Below are 24648 nucleotides of genomic sequence, written 5' to 3' on the forward strand. Positions count from 1 at the left end.
GGACCCATGCACACACGTCAACTCGGCAAAAACGGCCCTCAGGTTTCCGCCATCGGCCTCGGCTGCATGGGCATGACCGATTTCTACACCACCGGCACCGACACCACTGAAGCCATATACACCCTGCACCGCGCCCTGGAGCTGGGGATCAACCTGCTCGACACCGCCGACATGTATGGCCCCCACACCAACGAAGCGCTGATCGGCAAGGCCATCGCCGGCAGGCGCGACCAGGTGTTCCTCGCCAGCAAGTTCGGCATCGTGCGCGACCCGGCGAACCCGGCACTGCGTGGCGTCAACGGCCGCCCGGAATACATTCGCGAGGCCATCGACGGCACCTTGAAGCGCCTGGGCGTGGAAACCCTGGACCTGTATTACCAGCACCGCATCGACCCCGAAGTGGCGATTGAAGAAACCGTTGGCGCCATGGCCGAATTGGTCAAGCAAGGCAAGGTGCGTTATCTGGGCTTGAGTGAAGCGTCGGCGGCTACCCTGGAGCGCGCCCACAAGGTGCATCCCATCAGCGCCCTGCAAAGCGAATATTCGTTATGGAGCCGCGACCAGGAAGACAACGGTTGCCTCGCGGCGTGCCAACGCCTGGGAATCGCGTTTGTGCCCTACAGCCCACTGGGCCGAGGCTTCCTGACCGGCGCGCTGAAAAGCCCGGATGACTTTGCGGCGGATGACTATCGCCGGTTCAGCCCGCGTTTCCAGGGTGAAAACTTTGCGAAGAACCTGCTGCTGGTGAAACAGGTACAAGCCCTGGCCGCCGACAAGGGCGTGACCGCCGGGCAACTGGCGTTGGCCTGGGTGCTGGCGCAAGGGGATTACCTGATCCCGATCCCGGGGACCAAGCAACGCAAATACCTGGAAGAGAACGTCGCGGCACTGGAGGTCAAGCTCAGCCCGACCGAGTTGGCGGCGCTGGAGGCCATCTTCCCGGCCAACGCCACAGCCGGGCTGCGCTACCCGGAAGCGGTCATGCAGATGCTGGACAAATAATCCTGCCACGCCGGATCGGGGCTGGCTCGCCAGCTCCGCGCCTTGAATCCCTGCCCTGGTTTTTCTTGCACGATAGTGCCTCAAGCTCGCCCGTCCCAAGCCGATAGCCCTTCGAAGCTCTAACAAAGCCGCGTCGCACAATAAACGCTTCGTAAGGACGACCCCATGCCCTCATTGCGCTCTATCCAAGCCCGCTACACCCTGTTCCTGGTGCTGTTCGTCCTGTTGTTATTCGTCTTGACGGTGGTGGGCATCGGACAGTTGGTGGCCCCCAAGCTGCGCCACACCGAAGAACAGGTGGCTCTCAATCGCATTGCCGAAGTGGCCGAGCAGATCCAGGGCGAACTGAACAAGGTTCAGGCCCAGCAACGCAGCATCACCCAAACCATCCCGCTGCTGGACAGCGACGCCATCGACAAGGTGCTGCCAGGCCTGGTGGACCAGTACGGCGAATTGAAAGTGTTCGGCGGCGGCATCTGGCCCTTGCCCAACCAGCGCACGCCGGAGCGCAACAAGCACAGCACCTTCTGGCACCGCGATGCCTCGGGCAAGCTGGCGGTGAACACCTTCTGGAACAGCGACGCGGCCCCCAACTACTACGACCAGAGCTGGTACAAGGGCGGCCTCGCTTCGCCCCGCGGCCAGTGCGCCTGGGCGGCGGCCTACAAGGATGACGCCAGCCAGGAGCCACGCACCAACTGCGCGATGGCGATCCAGCGTGACGGCGCAGCCTATGGCGTCGCCACCATCGACGTGACCCTGGGCTTCTTCAACGACCTGGTGGCCAGCAAGGAAAAAGACCTCGGCGGGCAGATGCTGATCGTCGAAGGCGACGGCAAGATCATCAGCAACAGCACGCGCATCAGCGGCCCCGTGGTGTTGAAGAACATCAGCGAATTGGCCGGCACCTCGGCCTTTGCCGCCCAGGTCAGCGCCGGCCTGGCCCATCGTGATCAAACCCTGCAACGCAGCGAGTTCGACAACCAGGGCGTGGCCAGCACGTTCTTCATGCGCCCGATCGAAGGCACCCCGTGGTTCCTCGCCACTGCGCTGCCGACCTCGCTGATCACCGCCCAACGTGATGACGTACTGGGCACGTTGGCGATGCTGCAAATCCCGATGATCCTGCTGTTGGTGCTGTTGGCGGTGTACGCCATCCGCCAGCTGGTGCACCGGATGACCGCCCTGAAAACCAATATCGACGCACTGTCCAACGGCGATGCCGACCTGACCCGGCGCATCACCATCCGCGCCGAGGATGAACTGGGGGCGATTGGCCATTCGGTGAACCGCTTTATCGTCTACCTGCAAAACATGATTGGAGAAGTGACCCTGGCCACCGGCGCCATGTCGTCGAGCCTGGCGCAATTGCAGCAGACGTCGGCCCAGACCAACCAGATCCTGGTCCGCCATGCCTCGGAAACCGACCAGACCGTCACGGCCATCACCGAGATGAGTTCCACCGCCGACACCGTGGCCGAGAACGCCGCCGAAACGGCTGCGTTCACCCAGCGCGCCAACGAGCACGCCGACCGTTCGCGGGTGGTGGTCGGCGAAGCTTCCCGCAGCGTCAGCGCGTTGATCGGCGAGGTCTCCAGCGCCACCCACACCGTGGAAAACATGCGCCAGGATGCCGCCCGCATCACCGAAACCCTCGGCGTGATCGGCGCCATCGCGGGCCAGACCAACCTGCTGGCACTCAACGCGGCCATCGAAGCCGCCCGGGCCGGCGAACAAGGCCGGGGTTTTGCGGTGGTGGCCGACGAAGTCCGCGCCCTCGCCGCCCGCACCCAGGCCAGCACCTCGCAGATCAATGAGATGCTGGCGCGCCTGACCACGGGCGTGAGTTCCTCGGTGACGGCCATGGAAGCCACCCAGGCCAGCTGCCAGTCTGCGGCTGACGCCACGGCCCGGGTGAACACGGGATTGGACGAGATGGCCGGCTCCGTCAGCCATATCAACAACCTCAGCACCCAGATCGCCACCGCCGCCGAACAGCAAAGCGCAGTGACCGAGGAAATCAACCGCAGCATGGTGCACATCCGCCACATGGTCGAAGAGCTGGTGCAAAGCGGCCACGCCACGGAGCACAACACCCAGAGCCTGCTGGATGCCAATGGCCGGGTTATTGCATTGATGGGTCGCTTCAAGGTGCGTTGAAAAAATAGCCTGAAAGCTCCCGTGCAATGCGCGGGAGCCGGACTATTCTGACAGTTCGCTCCGCCACACAGGAGGTGTGTCATGCACGCAGTTGAGCACCCGATCCGTCTGGAGCGGATCAGTCAGGAACGCTATATACAAGCCTCTATCGACGATGTTTACGACTACGTTACCCAACCGGATCGCTGGCATGAATGGCATCCGACATCCCTGGGCGCCGACACCGGTATCGCCGGCTCATTGCCTGCCGGTCATCGTTTCACTGAAACCATCGACCTGCTGGGTGTGCGGGTTCCCATGAGCTATCGCGTGCAGATTGCGCAGCGACCGCGGGAGTTCAAGACCGCGTTCACCTCATTGGCGGTCGATGGCTGTATTCATTATCTGCTGCAAGTACAGGGCAACGGCACGCTGTTCAAGCGCATCCTCACCTATGAAACCGAACTGCAACTGACCACCCTGCATGAGCGCATGATCGCACTGTCCAACCAGGCCCTTGATCAGCTCAAGCAGCGCCTGGAATCCCCGCCAGCCTGACAAAACCGTCATATCCCTCTCAGTTTTCCGACAGCACCAGGCGGTTATTCTGGTGCTGTCGGTTTTTCGTAAAACCTCGTAACAATCCCGGGAAACCCTTTTCCAAAAAGCAGGGAGAATGCCCCGCTGTTGCCCTTTATCCGATGAGATGACGATGAAAACCACCCTGCGACTGGCCGCACTGTCGGCCCTGCTCATGAGCACCCTGGCCCAGGCTGCCGAGCTGATCCCGATTGACGTGCACCGTGATGCCAACTGCGGTTGCTGCAAAAAGTGGATTGCCCACCTGGAGAGCAACGGGTTCAAGGTCAACGACCATGTGGAAAGCAACATGAGCGAGGTCAAGCAACGCCTGGGCGTGGCGCCGCGCCTGGCGTCTTGCCATACCGGCGTGATCGACGGCAAGTTCGTCGAAGGCCATGTGCCAGCCGACCAGGTCTTGGCCCTGCGCAAGCGCGACGACTTGCTGGGCATTGCGGCGCCAGGCATGCCCATGGGCTCGCCTGGCATGGAGATGGACGGCAGCAGCGATGCCTATCAGGTCATCGGCCTGACTCGCGATGGCAAAGACGTGGTAGTGGCTGACTATCCGGCACGCTGATTGATGCTTGCCGGTTACCTGGGACTGTTTTTCGCCGCCTTCGGCGCAGCCACGCTGTTGCCGATGCAATCGGAGGCGGTGCTGGTAGGGCTGATGATCAGCGGGCATTACAGCGTGTGGCTGCTGCTCGGGGTTGCAACGGCCGGCAACGTATTGGGCTCGGTGGTGAACTGGCTGCTGGGCCGCTCGGTCGAGCGCTTCAAGGATCGACGCTGGTTTCCGGTCAGCCCCAGGCACCTGGAAAACGCCCGTACTCATTACCAGCGCTGGGGCCATTGGTCGTTGCTGCTCAGTTGGGTGCCGATCATTGGTGACCCGCTGACCCTGGTGGCCGGGGTCATGCGCGAACCGTTCTGGCGGTTCCTGGTGCTGGTAACCCTTGCAAAAGGGGCGCGCTACGGGGTACTGGCCATGCTCACCCTGCACTGGATTTAATCTCCCGTTAATCCCCTCGCCACAGCATCCGGGCACTGTTCCCGGAGCTCTAACCATGTCCAAGATCCGCTCTCTGTGCGTCGCCAGCCTGTTGCTCGGCAGCGCCCTGCCCGCCTTCGCCGCCGAAGAAGGTCCGACCTACGGCCCCGAGCTGCAAGGCTTCAAATACCCGTACCCGGTAGAGCACTTCACCTTCCAGTCCCAGGGCAAATCCCTGCAGATGGGCTACATGGACGTGCCGGCCAAAGGCAAGGCCAACGGGCGCAGCATCGTGCTGATGCACGGCAAGAACTTCTGCGGCGCCACCTGGGATGAATCGATCAAGGCCCTGAGCGACGCCGGCTACCGGGTGATCGCTCCCGACCAGATCGGTTTCTGCACCTCCAGCAAGCCGGACAATTACCAGTACAGCTTCCAGCAACTGGCGATCAACACCCATCAACTCCTGGAAAAACTTGGTATTCAGAAGGCTACCCTGCTCGGCCATTCCACCGGCGGCATGCTTGCCACACGCTACGCCCTGCTCTATCCGCAGCAAACCGAACAACTTGCACTGGTAAACCCTATTGGCCTGGAAGACTGGAAGGCCATCGGCGTGCCCTACCGCAGCGTTGACCAATGGTACGAGCGCGAGTTGAAACTGACCGCCGAAGGCATCCGCAAATACGAGCTCGACACCTACTACCTCGGCCGCTGGAAGCCTGAATACGACCGCTGGGTCGATATGCTCGCCGGCATGAACAAAGGCCCCGGCCACACCCAGGTGGCGTGGAACTCGGCGCTGATTTACGACATGATCTTCACCCAGCCGGTGTACTACGAGTTCAAGGACCTGCAGATGCCCACCCTGCTGCTGATCGGCACTTCCGACAACACCGCCATTGGCAAAGACCTGGCGCCACCGGCGGTCAAGGCGAAGCTCGGCAACTACGCGGTGCTGGGCAAGCAAGTGGCCAAGCTGATTCCCCACGCCACCCTGGTGGAATTCCCGGGCCTGGGCCATGCACCGCAAATGGAAGAGCCGGCACAGTTTCACAAGGCACTGTTGCAAGGGCTGAACGCCCTTTAATCCAACCTTTTTCGAGGCATGCGTGAATGTCGGTACAGATCGCAGTGATTGATGATTGGCAGAATGTGGCCAGTGGCGTGGTGGACTGGTCAGTCCTGGCGTCGGTCGGCCAGGTGCACTTCCTCCACGATTACCCGGCGGACACCGCCACATTGATCGAGCGTTTGCAGGGGTTCGAGGTGATCTGCGTGATGCGCGAACGCACCACCTTCGACCGGGCTCTGTTGCAAGGCTTGCCCAGGCTCAAGTTGCTGGTGACCGGCGGCATGCGCAACGCCGCCATCGACATTCCTGCGGCCAAGGCCCTGGGTATCCAGGTAGGCGGCACTGACAGTTACAAGCACGCGGCCCCGGAACTGACCTGGGCACTGATCATGGCGTCCACCCGCAACCTGCTGGCCGAAGCCAATTCCCTGCGCGCCGGGGCTTGGCAAGTGGGCCTGGGCGGCGATTTGTACGGAAAGACCCTGGGGATTCTCGGGCTGGGCAGCATTGGCCAGAAGGTCGCCAAATTTGGCCAGGCCTTCGGCATGCGCGTAATTGCCTGGAGCGAAAACCTTACCCCAGAGCGCGCTGCCGAAAGCGGCGTGACCTGGGTCAGCAAGCGCGAGTTGTTTGAACAGGCAGACGTGTTGTCGATTCACCTGGTGCTCAGCGACCGCAGCCGCGGGCTGGTGGACGCCGAAGCGTTGGGCTGGATGAAACCTACGGCGCATCTGGTGAACACGGCACGCGGGCCGATTGTCGATGAGGCCGCCTTGATTGACGCCCTGGCCAATGGCCGGCTGGCGGGCGCGGCACTGGACGTGTACGCCCAGGAGCCGCTGCCAGCCGGGCATCCATTCCGCCAGTTGCCCAACGTATTGGCCACCCCTCATGTGGGGTACGTCAGCGAGCAGAACTACCGCCAGTTCTACCAGCAAATGATCGAAGACATCCAAGCCTGGGCCAAAGGAGTGCCCGTTCGCGCACTAAGCTAGTGCACACATTTCACCTCCCACTCCCCCCCGTAGCAGCTGTCGAGCCCTAGCGAGGCTGCGTCGGGCGCGCCCTGGTTCAGGATCGGCAGTGCGCCCGACGCAGCCTCGCTGGGGCTCGACAGCTGCTACGGAGCTCATGAAAAAAATTTGTCCTACAAAAATACCCCACAGACCCCACAGGCTCTGGGATCTGTCCTAGACTCATGACCGATGGGTCCGATCCAAAACAAAAACCCCGCAAAAAATCGAAACTTTCCAACTCTGCCACAGGTCAGGTTTAAGGTAAGGCGAGTGCTGACGGTTCCCACCGAACGCCCGTCCATCCACTCTATTTAAGACTCCAGCACAACTGGCATAAGGCTTGCCAGTCTGTGTAGCGCTTGTGCGCCTGGCCGCAGGACGCGGTCAACTTTCGCTGATTGCCATATGCCATCAGCCGACCAAAACTCGGGAGAGAACTATGATCAGTGCCGCTGTAGATACTCAGGGAGAGCGTTTTAGTCAGCCGGTTGGCGGGCCGACCTCATTGGCCGACCTTCCCAACACGGTGCGGCCGGTCCCACGTGTGAATCCCAATCGCAAAAAAGTGCTGTTTGTCACTTCCGAACTGGCCGACCTGGTGAAAACCGGCGGCCTGGGCGACGTTTCCGCCGCACTGCCCCGCGCCATGGCGCACCTGCACGATGTGCGCGTGCTGATCCCCGGCTACCCGCAAGTGCTGGACAGCGACAACCCTATTCATATCATCGGTGAGCTGGGGGGCCACGCCGCGCTGCCACCGTGCAAAATCGGGCGCATGGACCTCAAGGACGGCCTGGTCATCTACGTGCTGATCTGCCCCGAGCTTTACGAGCGCGAAGGCACGCCCTACGGCGCCAACAACGGCCGTGACTGGCCCGACAACCATATCCGCTTCGCCCGCCTGGGCCTGGCCGCCGCCGATATTGCCGCCAACCTGGCGCAAATCCACTGGTGCCCGGACCTGGTGCACGCCCATGACTGGCCCGCCGGCCTGGCGCCAGCCTATATGCACTGGCGTGGGTCACGCACTCCAACGCTGTTCACCATTCATAACCTCGCCTACCAGGGCGTGGTCAGCCTCGCCTCGTGCCCGGAGCTGGGTATTCCAGAACACGCCTTGCAGCAAGAAGGCATGGAGTTCTACGGCAAGCTGTCATTCCTGAAAGCCGGCATGGCGTATTCCAGCCATATCACCACGGTCAGCGCCACCTACGCCCAGGAAATCACCACCCCCGAATTTGGCTGCGGTCTGGATGGCTTCCTCGCCAGTAAGACCCAGCAAGGCCTGCTCAGCGGCATTCCCAACGGCATTGATGAAAGCTGGGAATCGTCCACCGACCCGCACCTGACTCACCCCTTCAACATCGGTGACTGGGAAGGCAAGGCACAGAACGCCGCCCATGTACGCAACCTGTTCGGTCTGGATGACTCCACCGGCCCGCTGTTCGCCGTGGTATCGCGCCTGGTCTACCAGAAAGGCCTGGACCTGACCGAAGCGGTCTCCAGTTTTATCGTCGAAAACGGCGGCCAGATCGCGATCATCGGTCGTGGCGAGCCGGAAGAAGAGCAAGCCATGCGTGCACTGGCCCTGCGCTTTCCCGGCCAGATCGGCGTGCGCATCGGCTTCAACGAGACCGACGCCCGGCGCATGTTTGCCGGCAGCGACTTCCTGTTGATGCCATCCCGTTACGAACCCTGCGGCCTGAGCCAGATGTACGCCCAGCGCTTCGGCTCGTTGCCGGTCGCTCGCAACACCGGCGGCCTGGCCGACACCATCGAGGATGGCGTCACCGGCTTCCTGTTCAACGAATCCACTGTCGAAAGCTACGAAGCGGCCCTCAGCCGCGCATTCAAGGTCTTCGCCTTCCCAGGCTTGCTCAACGCCATGCGTTGCCGGGCTATGGCCGCACCGTTCAACTGGTGCCAGGCAGTGGAACCCTATGCCGAACTTTATGAGCAACTGGTAGCGAAAGCGCTGGGAAGATCGGGGAAACAGTAAAAAGAGGTCTTCATAGATGCCGTCACGGACTCTGGAAACCTGGCCCCACGGCGCGATCATGCTGGATGCGGAACACACCCGCTTCGCGTTATGGGCGCCAGACGCGTTTTATGTCAGCGTTGAATTTGAGGAAGGAAAATCGGTAGCGATGCTGCCCCAGGCCGATGGCTGGTTTGTGGTGCAGCTGCAATGCCCGCCGGGCACCCGCTACCGCTACAACATCGACGGCGAACAGGACGTTCCCGACCCGGCTTCCCGGGCACAGGCCACGGACGTTCACGGCTTCAGCGTGGTGGTCGCCCCCCTGGCCTATCAGTGGCGCCAAAGCCACTGGCAAGGCCGGCCGTGGCACGAAGCGGTGATCTACGAGATACACGTGGGCGTACTGGGGGGCTACGCCGAGGTCGAGAAACAACTGCCGCGCCTCGCCGAGCTGGGGGTCACCGCCATTGAGCTGATGCCCATCGCGCAATTCCCCGGCGAACGCAACTGGGGTTACGACGGTGTCCTGCCCTACGCTCCCCAATCCTCCTATGGTTCGCCCGAGCAGCTCAAACAGCTGATCGACAGTGCGCACCACTATGGCCTCGCGGTAATCCTCGATGTGGTCTACAACCACTTCGGCCCCGACGGCAACTACCTCGGCACCTACGCCAAGGGTTTCTTTCGCGAAGACGTGCACACGCCCTGGGGCGCGGGCATCGACTTTGATCGCCGGGAGGTCCGGGATTTCTTCATCGACAACGCCCTGATGTGGCTGCTGGAATACCGCTTCGACGGCCTGCGCCTGGACGCCGTGCACGCCATCAACGATCCCGAATTTCTGCAGGAGCTGGCGCAAAAAGTACGCCAGCAAGTCGACACGGGGCGGCATGTGTGGCTGGTGCTGGAAAACGAATTCAACCAGGCCAGCCTGCTGGAAAGCGGTTTCGACGCCCAGTGGAACGATGATGGCCACAACGCCCTGCACGTGCTGCTCACCGGCGAAACCGACGCCTACTACAGCGATTTCGCCCAGGACCCCACAGGAAAACTGGCGCGCTGCCTGAGCGAAGGATTTATCTACCAGGGCCACACCACGCGCCACGGCCACACGCGCGGCGAGCCCAGCGGGCACCTGCCGCCCAGCGCCTTTGTGCTGTTCCTGCAGAACCACGACCAGATCGGCAACCGCGCCCTGGGCGAACGCCTGCATCAACTGTGTTCGCCCCAGGCCCTGAGCGCCGCGACGACCTTGCTGCTGATGTCCCCGATGATCCCGCTGATGTTCATGGGCGATGAAGTCAACGCCGAGGAGCCGTTCCTGTTCTTCACCGACCATCACGGCGAACTGGCCGAGGCGGTACGTGAAGGCCGGCGCAATGAGTTTGCCGACTTCGCCGCGTTCAGCGACCCCGAACGCCGCGAACGCATTCCCGACCCCAACTCCCTGCAGACCTTCCGCCGCTCGGCACCCGCCCTCGCCGACTGCGGCGACTCGCAGCTCTACCGGCACCTGTTGAGCCTGCGCCACCAACATATCGTGCCGCACCTGCCCGGCAGCATGGCCCTGGGTGCGCACGTGCTGGCGGAGGGCGCGGTCACGGCGCGCTGGCGCCTGGGCAATGGCAGCCTGTTGCAGATCGACCTCAACCTGAGCGCCGATTCTCTGAACTACCCGGCTGCCGAGCACCTCCTATTTGTGACGCAGGCCAGCGGGGCCGAACAATTGGCTCCCCTCAGCGCCCGCGTCAGCCTCACCCATTCCCCTGTTGGAGAGCACCCTTGAGCGACGCGCAATTGGAAATACTCGCCAGCCGAGCGGGCCTGGCCGTCGATTGGATCGACGCGAATGGCCGCCCGCAACATGTAAAGCCCGACGCCCTGCGCGCCGTGCTCAAAGGCCTGGGCCACCCGGCCGACAGCGACGCCGAGATCGAAGCCAGCCTGCTGGACCTCGAACGCGTGCAACAAGACAAGCATCTGCCGCCCCTGATGACCGTCGACAGCGGCGCCGGCCTGGACCTGGCGCGCTACTTCGCTCCCGGTACGCCGTGCCAGATTCACCTCGAAGATTCCAGCGTGCTGGACCTGAGCCTGGACGAGAACGCGGTGTTGCCCGGCTCGATTCCGGTCGGCTACCAACAAGTGCATATTGCCGACCAGCATTTCACCCTGGCCGTGGCACCGACGCATTGCTACACCGTTGCAGAAGCGGTCGACACCCAGACCGCCCGCGCCTGGGGCCTGAGCGCCCAGCTGTATTCCCTGCGCCGCAGCGGCGACGGCGGCTTTGGCGATACCCAGGCCTTGGAACAACTGGCCCGCGCCGCCGCCGAACGCGGCGCCGACGCCCTGGCCATCAGCCCGATGCACGCGATGTTCGGCGCCGACACCGAGCGCTTCAGCCCCTATTCCCCGTCCAGCCGCCTGTTCCTCAACAGTTTGTACGCGTCCCCCGGCTGCATCCTCGGCGAACGTGCGGTGCAAACTGCCATCGAGGCCAGCGGGCTGGCCGACGAATTGAATGACCTTGAGCAACAAAGCCTGATCGACTGGCCGGCCGCGGCCAAAGCCAAGCAGCGCCTGTTGCGCACCCTGTATGACGACTTCCGCCAGGGCGACCACCCGCAACATGCCGACTTCCTGAGCTTTCGCCAGGCTGGCGGTGAAGCCCTGGAAAACCACTGCCGCTTCGAAGCCGTACAAGCCGAACGCGCGGCCAACGGCGAGAGCCTCGACTGGCGCCACTGGCCAGAGGACTGGCACAGCCCGCAAAGCCCGGCCCTGGTGCAGTTTGCCGAAGCCAATCGGGACGAAATCGGCTTCTACGCCTTCAGCCAATGGCTGATTGCTCGGTGCCTGGAACGCGCGCAACAAGCGGCGCGCGGCAGCGGCATGGGTGTCGGCCTGATCGCCGACCTCGCAGTGGGCGCCGACGGCGGCGGCAGCCAGGCCTGGAGCCGCCAGGATGAACTGTTGGCGGAACTGACCGTGGGTGCGCCACCTGACATCCTCAACCGTGCCGGCCAGGGCTGGGGTATCTCCGCGTTTTCCCCTGAAGGCCTCAAGCGCAACGGCTTTCGCGCGTTTATCGAAATGCTGCGGGCCAACTTCGCCCACGCCGGCGGCTTGCGCATCGACCATGTGATGGGCCTGCAACGCCTGTGGGTGATCCCGATGGACGCCTCGCCACGAGACGGCGCCTACCTGTATTACCCGGTGGATGACCTGCTGCGGCTGTTGGCCCTGGAGTCGAGCCGTCACCAGGCGATCGTCCTCGGTGAAGACCTCGGCACCGTACCCGACGGCCTGCGGGAAAAACTCATCGCGCGCTCGATCCTCGGCATGCGCGTGCTGCTGTTCGAACAAGACCACGGCGGCCAGTTCAAGCCGATCCTCGATTGGCCGGACAACGCGCTGGCCACCACCAGCACCCACGACCTGCCGACCCTCAACGGTTGGTGGCACAGCCGCGATATCGACTGGAATATCCAGCTAGGCCTGATCGATGCACCCACCGTCGAGCAATGGAGCGAACACCGCCTGCGGGAACGCCAGGCACTGCGCCAGGCCTTGAGCCAGGACCCGCAGAACTTCATCGACGAAGTGCGCAACGAAACCGACCACGTCATCGACGCCAGCGTGCGCTACCTGGGCCACACCCGCGCACCCTTGGTATTGCTGCCGCTGGAGGACGCCCTGGGGGTCGAGGAACAATCCAACCTGCCCGGCACCACCGACACCCACCCGAACTGGCGCCGCCGCCTGCCGGGCGATGCCGCCACCCTGCTCGATGATGAAAACGCCGCCCGCCGCCTTGAGTTGCTGGCCGTGGCGCGCATCCAGGCCCAAGAGCGTGACCGATGAAAGCATTGACGCTTCGGGCTACCCAGCGCCTGCAATTTCATAAGGGCTTCACCCTCGACGACGCCGTGCCGCTGGTGCCGTACTTCGCCGAGCTGGGCATCAGCCACCTCTACGCCTCGCCATTGCTGAGCGCCCGCGCCGGTTCGATGCACGGCTATGACGTGGTCGATCCCACCACCGTCAATCCCGAGCTGGGCGGCGAACCGGCGCTGCGGCGATTGGTTGCGGCATTGCGCGAACATGACATGGGGCTGATCCTCGATATCGTGTCCAACCACATGGCCGTCGGCGGTGCCGATAATCTGTGGTGGCTGGACTTGCTGGAATGGGGTCGCCTGAGTCCCTACAGCGAATTCTTCGACATTCAATGGCACTCGCCAGACCCGCTGCTCAAGGGCCAACTGCTGATGCCGTTCCTGGGCAGCGACTACGGCGAAGCCCTGCAGTCGGGTGCCCTGCCGCTGCGCTTCGACCCGCAGCACGGCAGCTTCTACGTCGAGCATTACGAACATCGCTTCCCGATCTGCCCGCGGGAATACGGCGAGCTGGTGCCCGTCAAGTCACTGGCCGATCGCTTCAGCAGCCTGGCCTACCAGCCGGACGCCTATCCCCAGGCCGCCGCGCTGAAACAGGAACTGATCGAGGCCGCCCGCGACCCCGAAACCCTGAAGGCCATCGAAGCGAACCTCGACCTCTACGACGCCCGCCAGCCCGAAGGTTTCGCCCGCCTGCACCACCTGCTGGAACAACAAAGCTATCGCCTGGCCAGCTGGCGCACGGCAGCGGACGATATCAACTGGCGGCGGTTCTTCGACGTCAACGAGCTGGGCGGCCTGCGGGTTGAACGCAGCGCGGTGTTCGAAGCGACCCACGGCAAGATCTTCCAGCTGATCAGCGAAGGCCTGATCGACGGCCTGCGCATCGACCACATCGACGGCCTCGCCGACCCGCGCGGTTACTGCCGCAAGCTGCGCCGCCGGGTGGACTCGCTGGCGAGTGGGCGGCACTTGCCGATCTTCGTCGAGAAGATCCTCGGCGAAGGCGAAACCTTGCGTGAAGACTGGCGCGTGGACGGCACCACCGGCTACGAATTCATGAACCAGCTGTCATTGCTGCAACATGACCCGAAGGGCTTCGAACCCCTGGCCGAGTTATGGACCCGCCACACCGAACGCCCGTCTTCATTTATCGAAGAAGCCTGGCTGGCCCGGCAGCAGATCCTCAACGGTTCCCTGGCCGGGGATTTTGAAAGTGTGGCCCAGGCCCTGCTGCAAGTGGCCCGGGACGATGTGATGAGCCGCGACCTGACCCTGGGTGCAATTCGCCGCGCGTTGCAGGAATTGATCGTGCATTTCCCGGTGTACCGCACCTACATCAGCGCCCGGGGCCGCAGCGAACTGGATGACGTGTTTTTCCTGCAAGCCCTGGCCGGTGCCCGCAGCACCTTGAGCGAAGGCGACTGGCCGGTGCTCGACTACCTGGAAAAATGGCTCGGCGGCCAACCCTGGCGCGACCGCCCCCTGGGCCGCAAACGCAAGATGCTCAAGCACGCCTGCGTACGCTTCCAGCAACTGACCTCGCCGGCGGCGGCCAAGGCCGTGGAAGACACTGCGTTCTACCGCTCGGGTGTGTTGTTGTCGCGCAATGACGTGGGTTTCAGCACCGAACAATTCAGCGCCCCGCTGGAAGACTTCCACGCGGTCAATCAGCAACGACTGCGCACCTTCCCCGACAACCTGCTGGCCACCGCCACCCACGACCACAAGCGCGGCGAAGATACCCGTGCGCGCCTGGCCGTGCTCAGCGAGGCCGCCGACTGGTATGCCGAGCAGGTGGAGCAATGGCGCCCCCTCGCCGCCCGCCTGCGCAGCGATGCGAACACGCCGTACGCGGGTGACGAACTGATCCTCTATCAGGTGCTGCTGGGCAGTTGGCCGCTGGACCTGCACCGCGACGATACCGAGGGCCTGGCGGACTATCACCAGCGCCTGTGGCAGTGGCAGCAAAAAGCCCTGCGTGAAGCCAAGCTCAACAGCAGCTGGAGCGCACCCAACGAGTTGTACGAGCAAGGTGTCGAAGCGTTCCTGTCACGGCTGCTGCTGGAGGACGCCGGCAAGACCCTGCGCGATGCCATCGGCGAGGCCGCCCAGGCCATCGCCCCGGCCGGCGCGCTCAACGGGCTGGCGCAATCCTTGCTTCGCCTCACCGTGCCGGGCGTGCCGGACCTGTACCAGGGCGATGAGTTCTGGGACTTCACATTGGTAGACCCTGACAACCGCCGCCCGGTGGACTACCCCGTACGGCAACAGGGGCTGCACACGCCGCCGGACATCGGCGAGCTGATGTTCAACTGGCATGACGGGCGTATAAAACAGGCGTTGATCAGCCAGGTCCTGGGGTTGCGCAAGGCGCATCCGCAACTGTTTCGCCAGGGCACGTACGAGCCTCTGGAAGTGGTGGGCGAACACGCCGAGCGGGTGGTCGCTTTCTACCGCGAATACCAGGGCAAACAGCTGCTGGTGGTGGTGCCACGCTGGCCTCACCGGCTGCTTGAAAACGGTGTGTATCCCCTGATCAACGCGCAGATTTGGGGCGATACCCGGGTCCGATTACCGTTCGCCGCTCCAACCCAAAATTGGAAGGGACTTTTCCGAACAGGCGCAGTCACACCAAACAAGGAGCTCATGATCAGCGCTGCCCTGGGGGATTTCCCGGTCAATGTCTTTATCAATCCTGATGATCAAGAAAGCTGAAATTTTCTGTGAGGAGCATTGCGATGAGTACTGAAGACAAACGCATCCGCGAATTGGCACATCAGATCTGGGAATCTGAAGGTAAACCCCATGGCGAGGACGCACGACACTGGGAAATGGCGCGCAAACTGGCGGAAGCCGAAGCGCTGACGCCATCCAAGGTACCGAAGGCCGCCGCCAAGGCCAAGCCAAAAGCCAAGCCCGCAGCGGCAGCGCCGAAACCGGCAGCCAAGCCGAGCGCAGTGCCGGCGGCGAAGAAGCCTGCTGCGAAGAAGCCCAAGGCCCCCTGACCCAAAGATCCTCCTGCAGGTGCGCCCGCACCGCAGGAGGCTATCCAACTACCGATATCTACCCGGCATCACGCCGGAATGGCCCCGTTCGGCCCGGAAAAACCCTTTTGCAGGAGCATCTCAATGAGCAAACCCAACAAGCCCAACTCGACGCCGGAAAACGAGCCGTCGCGGATTCGTGAAGGTTTGCCCTTCCCTCTCGGCGCGACCTGGGACGGTCTGGGGGTCAACTTTGCGCTGTTCTCGGCCAACGCCACCAAAGTCGAACTGTGCATCTTCGACGACAGCGGCGAAGTCGAGCTGGAGCGCATCGAACTGCCGGAATACACCGACGAAACCTTCCACGGCTACCTGCCCGACGCCCACCCCGGGCTGATCTACGGCTACCGCGTGTACGGTCCCTATGACCCGGCCACCGGTCATCGCTTCAATCACAACAAATTGCTGATCGACCCCTACGCCAAACAGCTGGTGGGCGAGCTCAAATGGTCCGAGGCCCTGTTTGGCTACACCATCGGCCATCCGGACGCCGACCTCAGTTTCGACGAGCGCGACAGCGCGCCCTTCGTGCCCAAGTGCAAAGTCATCGACCCGGCCCACACCTGGGGCAACGACCAGCCAGTGCGCACGCCGTGGGATCGCACGATCATTTATGAAACCCACCTGCGCGGCATCACCATGCGCCACCCTTCGGTGCCTGAGGAAGTGCGCGGCACCTGCGCCGGGCTGATGGTCGACGATGTGCTCAAGCACATTCGCCAGTTGGGTGTGTCATCGGTCGAGTTGCTGCCGGTGCACGCCTTCGTCAACGACCAGCACCTGCTGCAAAAAGGCATGACCAACTACTGGGGCTACAACAGCATCGCCTTCTTCGCCCCGGACCCGCGCTACCTGGCCAGCGGCAAGATCGCCGAGTTCAAGGAAATGGTCGCGCACCTGCACGAAGCCAAGCTGGAAGTGATCCTGGACGTGGTCTACAACCACACCGCCGAAGGCAACGAGCAAGGCCCGACGCTGTCCATGCGCGGCATCGACAACGCCTCGTACTACCGCCTGATGCCCGATGACAAGCGCTTCTACATCAACGATTCCGGCACCGGCAACACCCTCGACCTGAGCCACCCGTGCGTGCTGCAAATGGTCACTGACTCGTTGCGCTACTGGGCGACCGAGATGCATGTCGACGGTTTCCGCTTCGACCTGGCAACCATCCTTGGCCGCTACCGCGACGGTTTCGACGAGCGCCACAGTTTCCTCGTGGCCTGCCGCCAGGACCCGGTGCTGCGCCAGGTGAAAATGATTGCCGAGCCTTGGGACTGTGGACCCGGCGGCTATCAGGTCGGCGGCTTCCCGCCGGGCTGGGTGGAATGGAACGACCGTTTCCGCGACACCGTCCGTTCGTTCTGGAAAGGTGACGACGGCCAACTGGCCGACTTCGCCGGACGCATGACCGCCTCGGGCGAGATGTTCAACCAGCGCGGCCGCCGGCCGTACAGCTCGGTGAACTTCATCACCGCCCACGACGGTTTCACCCTGCACGACCTGGTGTCCTACAACGACAAACACAACGAAGCCAACGACGAGAACAACCAGGACGGCAGCAACAACAACCTGTCGTGGAACCACGGTGTCGAAGGCCCTACCGACGACCCGGAAATCAACGCGCTGCGCCTGCGCCAGATGCGCAATTTCTTCGCCACCCTGCTGCTGGCCCAGGGCACGCCAATGCTGGTAGCCGGTGACGAGTTCGCCCGGACCCAGCACGGCAACAACAACGCCTACTGCCAGGACAGCGAGATCGGCTGGATCAATTGGGAACTGGATGAAGACGGCAAGGCCCTGCTCAAGTTCGTCAAGCGCCTGATCAAGTTGCGCCTGGCGTACCCGATCCTGCGTCGCGGGCGCTTCCTGGTGGGCGACTACAACGAAGATATCGGGGTCAAGGACGTCACCTGGCTCGCGCCGAGCGGCGATGAAATGACCATCGAGCAATGGCAGGACAGCCATGGCCGTTGCCTGGGCATGCTGATGGATGGCCGCGCCCAGGAAACCGGGATTCGCCGCCCGGGGGCCGATGCCACATTGTTGCTGGTGGTCAATGCCCACCACGACATGGTCAATTTCCGCCTGCCACCGGTGCCGGATGGCGGCTTCTGGACCTGCATGCTCGACACCAACCAGCCGGCAGTGCGTGGCCAGGAACGCTTCGATTTCGATCACGAATACGCGGTCACCGGGCGTTCGCTGCTGCTGTTTGAACTGCAGCATGAGGACGAGGTGTGACATGGCCTTGCATGAGTTTCTTCGCGGCTACCGGGATTACCCGGACACCCAGGCCCTCGGCGCTGCGCTGAGGGCTTTGGTGGAGGAAGGCCTGGATCAGTTGCCCTTGCCGGGCAGCGGGCAAACGTTGGAACGCTTCAGCCGGCTGGCGCAAGTCGCCGGCCATGACCTGCGGTTGTGCAAGTTGTTTGAAGGCCACACGGACGCCCTGGCGATCATCGCTGAACTCGACAGCCCCTTGCCGCCGGTTGGCAGCACGTGGGGCATGTGGGCGGCCGAGCCGCCCACCGCCAAGGTGCGGATCCGGCGTGACGGCCAACGTGTGCGGCTGGAGGGCCGCAAGGCCTGGTGCTCGGGCACGGCGGTGGTCAGCCACGGGTTGCTCACGGCGTGGGATGAAGAGGATCGCCAGCAACTGGTTGCGGTGCAAATGCACCAGCCCGGTGTAACCGTCACCGATGAGGGCTGGGCCGCCGTGGGCATGGCCGCTACGGGCAGCGTTGAAGTGCTTTTCCACGACGCCGTTGGCCTGGCCATCGGCAAGCCTGGGGACTATTTGGCGCGCCCGGGCTTCTGGCAAGGCGGCATCGGCATCGCCGCCTGCTGGTACGGCGCGGCACAACGCCTGGCGGAGGCCTTGCGCGAGCAGTGCGCAAAACGCCCGGAGCCCCACGCCCTGGCGCACCTTGGCAGCGTCGACAGTGCCTTGCACAGCGCGGCCTGTGTGCTGCGCGACAGCGCCACCCATATCGACCGGCAGCCCAAGGCAGATGCCCGGCTGTTGGCACAACAGGCACGGGCCTGTATCGAAGAAACCGTCGACCAGGTGATTCACCATGTCGGCCGAGCACTGGGCGCCGGGCCGTATTGCAAGGACCCGCATTTTGCCCAGTTGATGGCCGACTTGCCGGTGTACCTGCGGCAAAGTCACGCCGAGCGCGACCTGGCCGCCCTTGGTCAACAAGTCGCCGATGAGCGCCCAGGGAGATGGGAACTATGAAGATCAATCCAATCGTCGGCCAGGGCACGCCCTTGCATGTGTGGCAAAGCTCGTCGCGACTGGCCGAGCTGCCTTGCGTAGACATTGCCGAACTGGTGCCTGAAGGCAGCCGCGCCGTGATCATCGCGCCACATCCGGATGACGAAGTCCTGGGCTGCGGCGGCCTGTTGCAAGGCCTTGCCGCGCTGGATCGCCCTATCCTGCTGATCTCCGTCACCGACGGCAGCGCCAGTCATCCCGGCTCGCGCCGCTGGCCGGTGGAACGCCTGAGCGTGGTGCGGCCGCAAGAGTCGGCGCAGGCCCTGCACCGGCTGGGATTGCCGTTGCACAGCCTGAAATGGTTGCGGGCCGGGTTCAGCGACAGCCAGGTCGCCGCAGGTGAAGAAGACCTGAGCCGCTTCATCGAGCGTTACCTCAAGCCCGGCGACGTGGTCTTCACCACCTGGCGCGAAGACGGCCATTGCGACCACGAGGCCGTGGGCCGTGCCAGTGCCAAGGCGACCCGGGCGGTGGGCGCCACCTTGCTCGAGCTGCCCGTGTGGACCTGGCATTGGGCAACCCCGGAAGACAGCCAGGTGCCCTGGGATCGCGCTCGTAAAATCCCCCTGACACCTGAAGCCGTGGCCCGTAAACGGCACGCCATCCATGCCTTCGCCAGCCAGTTGGAAGGCGACCCGCAGATCGGCCTGCCGCCGGTGCTCGCGCCCTATGTGCTGGAGCGCCTGCTGCAACCTTTTGAAGTGGTGTTCGTATGAGTGTCGCCACGCCCTATTTCGACGAGCTGTTTGCCGGCAACGACGATCCTTGGGCCTTTCGGCAACGCTGGTATGAACAGCGCAAGCGGGCCCTGACCCTGGCGCTGCTGACCCGGCCGCGCTATGCCTCGATCTTTGAACCCGGCTGCGCCAATGGCGAACTGAGCTTCGAGCTGGCCCCGCGCTGTGACCGCCTGCTCTGCTGTGACACGGCACAAGCGGCGGTCAGCCTGGCACAGGCGCGGCTGCGGGGTTTCAGCCATGCCACCGTGCAGCAGAGCCGCCTGCCGCAGCAATGGCCCAGCGATACCTTCGAGCTGATCGTGCTCAGCGAGCTTTGCTACTACCTGGACCCGAAGGATTTCGATGGGCTGATCGATCGCGCGCTCGCCTCCCTGACGCCTGATGGACAAATCCTCGCCTGCCACTGGCGCCCGATCATCGAAGGCTGCCCGCAGACCGCCGAACAGGTGCATGCGCGCCTCGGCCAGCGCCTGGGCATGCCACATCTGGCGCAGCATCACGAAAGCGATTTTCTACTGGATTTGTGGAGCCGCGACGGCACCACGGTTGCGACCCTGGAGGGACTGCGATGATCGGCATCCTGATACCCGTGCATAACGAAGAAAATCTGCTGCCCGAATGCCTGAAAGCTGCGATGGTCGCCGCCAGTCATCCGGGCCTGCTGGGTGAAGAGGTGCAGATTCTGACAGTGCTCGACAGCTGCAGCGACCGCAGCGCCATGATCGCCCGCGAATACCAGGTGCACAGCCTGGAAGTGCAGGCGCGAAACGTGGGCCACGTGCGCGGCGTGGGTGCGCGGCACCTGCTTAATAACGGCGCGCGCTGGATTTCCTGCACCGACGCCGACAGCCGCGTCGCTCCCGATTGGCTGGTGGCGCAACTGGCCCTGGGCGTGGATGCGGTGTGCGGCACGGTGACGGTGGACGCCTGGAGCGAGGGCTTCGACCCGGCGGCGCAGATCCGTTATCACCAGGCCTACACCGCCCGGGACGGGCATCGGCATATCCACGGCGCCAACCTGGGCGTCAGTGCCGGCGCCTACGTGCGGGCCGGCGGTTTCGAGCCCCTGCCCTGCCATGAAGACGTGGAGCTGGTGCGCCAGTTGGAGCGCTGCGGGGCTTCCATTGCCTGGAGCCACTCGCCCCAGGTGATTACCAGTGCCCGCCTGGATTGTCGCGCCCAGGGCGGCTTCGGTGATTACCTGAAGAGCCTGATGCAGGCCTCCTGAAAAAATTGCGACACCCGGCGGTGTTAAAGCGGCGATTCATAACTATCATCACTATTCCTTGCACGGCAATCCAGGGTTGGAACGCCGTCGCGCCGCGAGCGTGCAGTACCTGACGCTCGCGTACCACAAGAGCCGTCCCGTCAACGGGGTACGGCCTGCACCACCGATAAACAAGGACGTGACACCCATGAAGCCTGCACTGTTAAGTGACAACCGCCGGGGCCCCGCGCAAATCTGGAACAGCGCCCCGCAACTCGCGCAAATCCCTGCCATCAACCCCGCAACCCTGGTGCCCAAGGGCGCCCGCGTGGTGATCATCGCCCCGCATCCCGGCGATGAAGTGATCGCCTGCGGCGGTCTGCTGCAATTGCTCAGCACCCTTGAATACTCCCTGCAACTGATCTCCATCACCGACGGCAGCGCCAGCCATCCGGGGTCTGCCGTGTGGCCGGCCAAACGCTTGAGCGTGGTGCGGCCCCAGGAAAGTGTCGAAGCCCTGCGCCGCCTGGGCGTGCCCCTGCACAGCCTGAAATGGATACGCGGCGGTTTCGCCGACAACGCCCTGGCCGCGCGGGAACAGCAAATGAGCCAGTTCATTGCGCGCTACCTGCAACCCGGCGACGTGGTGTTCACCACCTGGCGCAACGACGGCAATGACGACCACGACGCCGTCGGCCGTGCCGCTGCCAAAGCCTGCGCAGTCAAGGGCGTGCGCTTGCACGAACTGCCGATCTGGGCGTGGCACTGGCCGCTTCGGGAAACCGCCGCCATCCCCTGGCAGCGCGCGCGCAAGGTGCGGCTCGACACCTGGAGCGTCGCCCGCAAGCTGCACGCCGCCCACGCCTATGCCAGCCAACTGGCAGGCGACCCGGAAATCGGCCTGGCGCCGATCCTGGCACAGGTGCTGCTGGAGCGCATGCGCGAGCCCTATGAGATTGTGTTTTTGTAGGCGCACCCACTCGTCTATACCTGTAACTTCTGACAGTAGCGAACGCTCTCTCTGTGTGGCTAGCTTGGAACACCGGCTTGCAGGGAGGGCGAATCATGAGCACGCGGTTTTCATCAGTGACGTATCTGAGCGTCTGCAGCGTGACGACGCTGTTGCTCAATTGGCCCCTCCCCGCGCACGCCGCCTGTACGCTGGTCATAACCGCAGGCAACGACACCACCCTGTGCAGCGATGGCAGTGCTGGCGCGCTGACGGATTTACAAGGAAGCAACATCCTTGAGTTCCCCGTCGGCGGCACCGGCATCATCGTCGGCAACGTGACTTATGGAGCGGGAGATGATCGGGTCACGATGGATTCCGGCGCGATCAACGGTGCGATCAATCAAGGTGACGGAAGAAATATTTTCCAGCTGTTCAATGGCAATATCTCCGGCACGGTGACGCAAGGCGCGGGCGGTGATATTGCGCAAATCAGCGGCGGCAGCTCCGGTGCAATCTCCCAGGGTGACGGGGTAGACCAGTACTTCCAGAGCGGTGGCACCGTCGCCTCACTGGCTCAGGGCGACGGCCGTGACGAGTTCACCATGAGCAGTGGCAGGATTGTCGGTGCTTTTGAAGATGGAGATGTAGCGCTGATGACCGGTGGCAGCATCGGGCGGGTCGACATGAAGCTCGACAACAACCTGTTTGACCTGCGGGGTGGAGCGATCATCGGCAACCTCGTTACTGGCTTCGGAAACGACACCATCCTGGTTTCCGGAGGAACGGTTGGTGGCAACATCAGCGTCAGCGGCGGCGACGACATCATCAACGTCAGCGGAGGGGAAATAAGTGGGCAGATCCTCGCCAGCTTTGGCAACGATGAGTTCACTTGGGAAGGCGGCGGTCTGATCCATAAGGAAATCCTCATGGGTGATGGCGCTGACAGGGGTTTCCTGCTCAACCTGACCGAAACCACCCTGGCCTCCACACCACTTCTGGACGGTGGTTTGGGTAACGACACCCTGACCTTCGACAACACCCGATCCGCCACGCCAACCCGCTATGTCAACTGGGAAACCGTCAACCTGGACAACAATTCGCGCCTGACCCTGGGCGGCGACTTCAAGCTCGGTGACAGCGCTACAGCCACCGGTACCCTGAATATTTTTGGCAGTGCCGCCCTGCAGGTAACACAGGGCAGCATCAGCCCCTTCGCGGCCGGGCAACCAGCCAACCTGAACAACGGCGGCCTGATCGACATGACCACCGGCAGTTCCAGCGCCACCGACAGCCTGACCGTCAACGGCAACTACACCGGCAATGGTGGCGAACTCGCGCTGCAATCGGTACTCGGCGCCGACGGCTCGGCCAGTGACAAGCTGGTAGTCAGCCAGGGCACGCTGCAAGGCGGCACTACCATCACCGTCACCAACCTTGCCGGCCCCGGCGCCATGACGCTGCAGAACGGCATCCAGGTGGTTGAAGCGCTTAACGGTGCCACGAGCAGCGACCTGGCGTTTACCCTGCGCGGTGGATCCGTTTCCGCAGGCGCCTATGAGTACTACCTGTTCAAAGGAGGCGTAACGCCGGGCACCGGGCAAAACTGGTTCCTGCGGTCCTCGGTGGTGGCGCCGCCGCTGCCCAACCCTGAGGATCCTGACGACCCAGTGGGCATTCTCCCCCCCGTACCCGCCGATGGCACGCCGGACCTCCCGGGGATTTTCCCGGGAGAAGAACCCATACCCATCTATCGCCCGGAAGTCCCGGTGTATGCCGTGTTGTTTCCCGCCGTGCAGCAGATGGTCCAGGGCATGCTGGGCACCTACCACGAACGCATGGGCGACCAAAGCCTGCAACGCCAACCTGGTGCACTAGCGGCCGGTTGGGGCCGGGTGTATGGCAGCAGCACGCGGCAATCATTCGCCGGCACCGTCAGCCCGTCGCTGGACAGCTCCCTGTCCGGTTTCCAGGTTGGCACTGACCTGTATGCCTGGACCAACGACGCTGGCCTGACCCAACGCTTCGGCTTCTTTGTCGGCCACAGCCGCCTGACCGGCAATGTGGCGGGTTTCAATGGCGGTTTTCAGGGCAAGGACGCCGGCAACACCACCCTGCGCGGTGACAGCCTGGGCGCGTATTGGACGCTCATCGGCGCCAACCGCGCCTATATCGATGTCGTGCTGATGGGCACGCGGTTCGATGGCCACAGTGAATCCGACCGGGGCGTCAAACTCCCAACCAAGGACCACAACGTGCTGGGGTCTGTGGAGGTGGGAATGCCGTTTGCGGTGTCTGAACAGTGGGAGGTCGAGCCGCAGGCCCAGGTGATTGTCGATCGAAGCTATGTGGGCAGCCAGAACGACGGAATCTCGGATGTCTCATTCCGCGCCGACACTAACGTCGTCACCCGTCTCGGTGTCCGCCTCAAGGGCAGCTACAGCGTGAGCGGCATGCCCCTGCTGCCTTATGTGCGTACCAACGTGTGGCACGCCAGCGCCGGGAATAACACCGTCACGTTCAATGACAGCACGGACATCAGCACCGAACAGAAGTCCACCACGCTGGACGTCAGCACCGGGGCAACGCTGCAGGTATCGAGTACGGTCAGTGTGTATGGCGAGGTGGGGTACAACAGCAATCTGGACGGTAATCAGCTGAATGGGCGCAAAGGCACGATTGGCATAAGGGTCGACTTCTAAGCCACAACACATCCCCACTGTGGGAGCGGGCT

General features: G+C 63.3%; 19 protein-coding genes. All 19 read left to right on the plus strand.

Annotation, left to right across the window (positions count from 1 at the left end; genetic code table 11):
* The first annotated feature begins 6 nt into the window (after positions 1-6).
* A complete protein-coding gene (locus tag A462_RS16590; RefSeq protein ID WP_008435122.1) occupies positions 7-1002 on the plus strand; it encodes an aldo/keto reductase in 996 nt (331 codons plus the stop codon).
* Positions 1003-1167: 165 nt separating this feature from the next.
* On the plus strand, positions 1168-3162 hold the full coding sequence (locus A462_RS16585) for a methyl-accepting chemotaxis protein (RefSeq protein ID WP_008435124.1): 1995 nt from the start codon (positions 1168-1170) through the stop codon (positions 3160-3162).
* A gap of 81 nt (positions 3163-3243) precedes the next feature.
* The gene (locus A462_RS16580) at positions 3244-3699 is read left to right on the plus strand and encodes an SRPBCC family protein (protein ID WP_003207553.1); all 456 of its coding nucleotides are present in this window, start codon (positions 3244-3246) and stop codon (positions 3697-3699) included.
* Between the two features lie 154 nt (positions 3700-3853).
* Positions 3854-4300, plus strand: coding sequence for a DUF411 domain-containing protein (locus A462_RS16575; RefSeq protein ID WP_003207550.1), 447 nt, complete (start codon positions 3854-3856; stop codon positions 4298-4300).
* 3 nt (positions 4301-4303) lie between these two features.
* A complete protein-coding gene (locus tag A462_RS16570) occupies positions 4304-4735 on the plus strand; it encodes a YqaA family protein (protein ID WP_003207548.1) in 432 nt (143 codons plus the stop codon).
* 55 nt (positions 4736-4790) lie between these two features.
* Positions 4791-5804 carry an alpha/beta fold hydrolase gene (locus A462_RS16565; protein WP_008435128.1) on the plus strand — a complete coding sequence of 338 codons (1014 nt, stop codon included), beginning with the start codon at positions 4791-4793 and terminating at the stop codon, positions 5802-5804.
* Between the two features lie 26 nt (positions 5805-5830).
* A complete protein-coding gene (locus A462_RS16560; protein ID WP_008435131.1) occupies positions 5831-6784 on the plus strand; it encodes a D-2-hydroxyacid dehydrogenase family protein in 954 nt (317 codons plus the stop codon).
* A gap of 460 nt (positions 6785-7244) precedes the next feature.
* On the plus strand, positions 7245-8804 hold the full coding sequence (gene glgA, locus A462_RS16555) for a glycogen synthase GlgA (protein WP_008435133.1): 1560 nt from the start codon (positions 7245-7247) through the stop codon (positions 8802-8804).
* A 16-nt stretch (positions 8805-8820) separates the two neighbouring features.
* Positions 8821-10572 carry a malto-oligosyltrehalose trehalohydrolase gene (gene treZ / locus A462_RS16550; protein ID WP_008435135.1) on the plus strand — a complete coding sequence of 584 codons (1752 nt, stop codon included), beginning with the start codon at positions 8821-8823 and terminating at the stop codon, positions 10570-10572.
* Entirely contained in the window at positions 10569-12653 is a 2085-nt protein-coding gene (gene malQ / locus A462_RS16545) for a 4-alpha-glucanotransferase (RefSeq protein WP_008435139.1), read from the plus strand. The genes treZ and malQ overlap by 4 nt, the downstream gene beginning before the upstream one ends.
* Positions 12650-15406 (plus strand): malto-oligosyltrehalose synthase, encoded by a 2757-nt coding sequence (locus A462_RS16540; protein ID WP_008435140.1) that lies wholly within the window; start codon positions 12650-12652, stop codon positions 15404-15406. The genes malQ and A462_RS16540 overlap by 4 nt, the downstream gene beginning before the upstream one ends.
* A gap of 23 nt (positions 15407-15429) precedes the next feature.
* A complete protein-coding gene (locus A462_RS16535; protein WP_008435142.1) occupies positions 15430-15696 on the plus strand; it encodes a DUF2934 domain-containing protein in 267 nt (88 codons plus the stop codon).
* Positions 15697-15819: 123 nt separating this feature from the next.
* Positions 15820-17979, plus strand: a complete 2160-nt coding sequence (glgX, locus tag A462_RS16530; RefSeq protein ID WP_008435145.1) for a glycogen debranching protein GlgX — start codon at positions 15820-15822, stop codon at positions 17977-17979.
* Between the two features lies 1 nt (position 17980).
* Positions 17981-18979, plus strand: a complete 999-nt coding sequence (locus A462_RS16525; protein WP_008435147.1) for an acyl-CoA dehydrogenase family protein — start codon at positions 17981-17983, stop codon at positions 18977-18979.
* On the plus strand, positions 18976-19734 hold the full coding sequence (locus A462_RS16520; protein ID WP_003207531.1) for a PIG-L deacetylase family protein: 759 nt from the start codon (positions 18976-18978) through the stop codon (positions 19732-19734). The genes A462_RS16525 and A462_RS16520 overlap by 4 nt, the downstream gene beginning before the upstream one ends.
* Complete coding sequence (locus tag A462_RS16515) at positions 19731-20330, plus strand: SAM-dependent methyltransferase (RefSeq protein WP_008435150.1); 600 nt, start codon at positions 19731-19733, stop codon at positions 20328-20330. Before A462_RS16520 ends, A462_RS16515 begins: the two co-directional genes overlap by 4 nt.
* The gene (locus A462_RS16510; protein ID WP_008435152.1) at positions 20327-20986 is read left to right on the plus strand and encodes a glycosyltransferase; all 660 of its coding nucleotides are present in this window, start codon (positions 20327-20329) and stop codon (positions 20984-20986) included. Before A462_RS16515 ends, A462_RS16510 begins: the two co-directional genes overlap by 4 nt.
* 187 nt (positions 20987-21173) lie before the next feature.
* Positions 21174-21935, plus strand: coding sequence for a PIG-L deacetylase family protein (locus tag A462_RS16505; RefSeq protein ID WP_003207524.1), 762 nt, complete (start codon positions 21174-21176; stop codon positions 21933-21935).
* A 95-nt stretch (positions 21936-22030) separates the two neighbouring features.
* Entirely contained in the window at positions 22031-24616 is a 2586-nt protein-coding gene (locus A462_RS16500; RefSeq protein ID WP_008435155.1) for an autotransporter family protein, read from the plus strand.
* The last annotated feature ends 32 nt before the right edge of the window (positions 24617-24648 follow it).

The sequence above is a fragment of the Pseudomonas sp. Ag1 genome (assembly GCF_000278565.1).
In the GTDB taxonomy this organism is placed as follows: domain Bacteria; phylum Pseudomonadota; class Gammaproteobacteria; order Pseudomonadales; family Pseudomonadaceae; genus Aquipseudomonas.

Coding starts and splice junctions, on each gene's coding strand:
- A462_RS16590 (WP_008435122.1), top strand. CDS start 7: ATGCACACACGTCAACTCGGCAAAAACGGCCCTCAGGTTTCCGCCATC.
- A462_RS16585 (WP_008435124.1), top strand. CDS start 1,168: ATGCCCTCATTGCGCTCTATCCAAGCCCGCTACACCCTGTTCCTGGTG.
- A462_RS16580 (WP_003207553.1), top strand. CDS start 3,244: ATGCACGCAGTTGAGCACCCGATCCGTCTGGAGCGGATCAGTCAGGAA.
- A462_RS16575 (WP_003207550.1), top strand. CDS start 3,854: ATGAAAACCACCCTGCGACTGGCCGCACTGTCGGCCCTGCTCATGAGC.
- A462_RS16570 (WP_003207548.1), top strand. CDS start 4,304: ATGCTTGCCGGTTACCTGGGACTGTTTTTCGCCGCCTTCGGCGCAGCC.
- A462_RS16565 (WP_008435128.1), top strand. CDS start 4,791: ATGTCCAAGATCCGCTCTCTGTGCGTCGCCAGCCTGTTGCTCGGCAGC.
- A462_RS16560 (WP_008435131.1), top strand. CDS start 5,831: ATGTCGGTACAGATCGCAGTGATTGATGATTGGCAGAATGTGGCCAGT.
- glgA (WP_008435133.1), top strand. CDS start 7,245: ATGATCAGTGCCGCTGTAGATACTCAGGGAGAGCGTTTTAGTCAGCCG.
- treZ (WP_008435135.1), top strand. CDS start 8,821: ATGCCGTCACGGACTCTGGAAACCTGGCCCCACGGCGCGATCATGCTG.
- A462_RS16540 (WP_008435140.1), top strand. CDS start 12,650: ATGAAAGCATTGACGCTTCGGGCTACCCAGCGCCTGCAATTTCATAAG.
- A462_RS16535 (WP_008435142.1), top strand. CDS start 15,430: ATGAGTACTGAAGACAAACGCATCCGCGAATTGGCACATCAGATCTGG.
- glgX (WP_008435145.1), top strand. CDS start 15,820: ATGAGCAAACCCAACAAGCCCAACTCGACGCCGGAAAACGAGCCGTCG.
- A462_RS16525 (WP_008435147.1), top strand. CDS start 17,981: ATGGCCTTGCATGAGTTTCTTCGCGGCTACCGGGATTACCCGGACACC.
- A462_RS16520 (WP_003207531.1), top strand. CDS start 18,976: ATGAAGATCAATCCAATCGTCGGCCAGGGCACGCCCTTGCATGTGTGG.
- A462_RS16515 (WP_008435150.1), top strand. CDS start 19,731: ATGAGTGTCGCCACGCCCTATTTCGACGAGCTGTTTGCCGGCAACGAC.
- A462_RS16510 (WP_008435152.1), top strand. CDS start 20,327: ATGATCGGCATCCTGATACCCGTGCATAACGAAGAAAATCTGCTGCCC.
- A462_RS16505 (WP_003207524.1), top strand. CDS start 21,174: ATGAAGCCTGCACTGTTAAGTGACAACCGCCGGGGCCCCGCGCAAATC.
- A462_RS16500 (WP_008435155.1), top strand. CDS start 22,031: ATGAGCACGCGGTTTTCATCAGTGACGTATCTGAGCGTCTGCAGCGTG.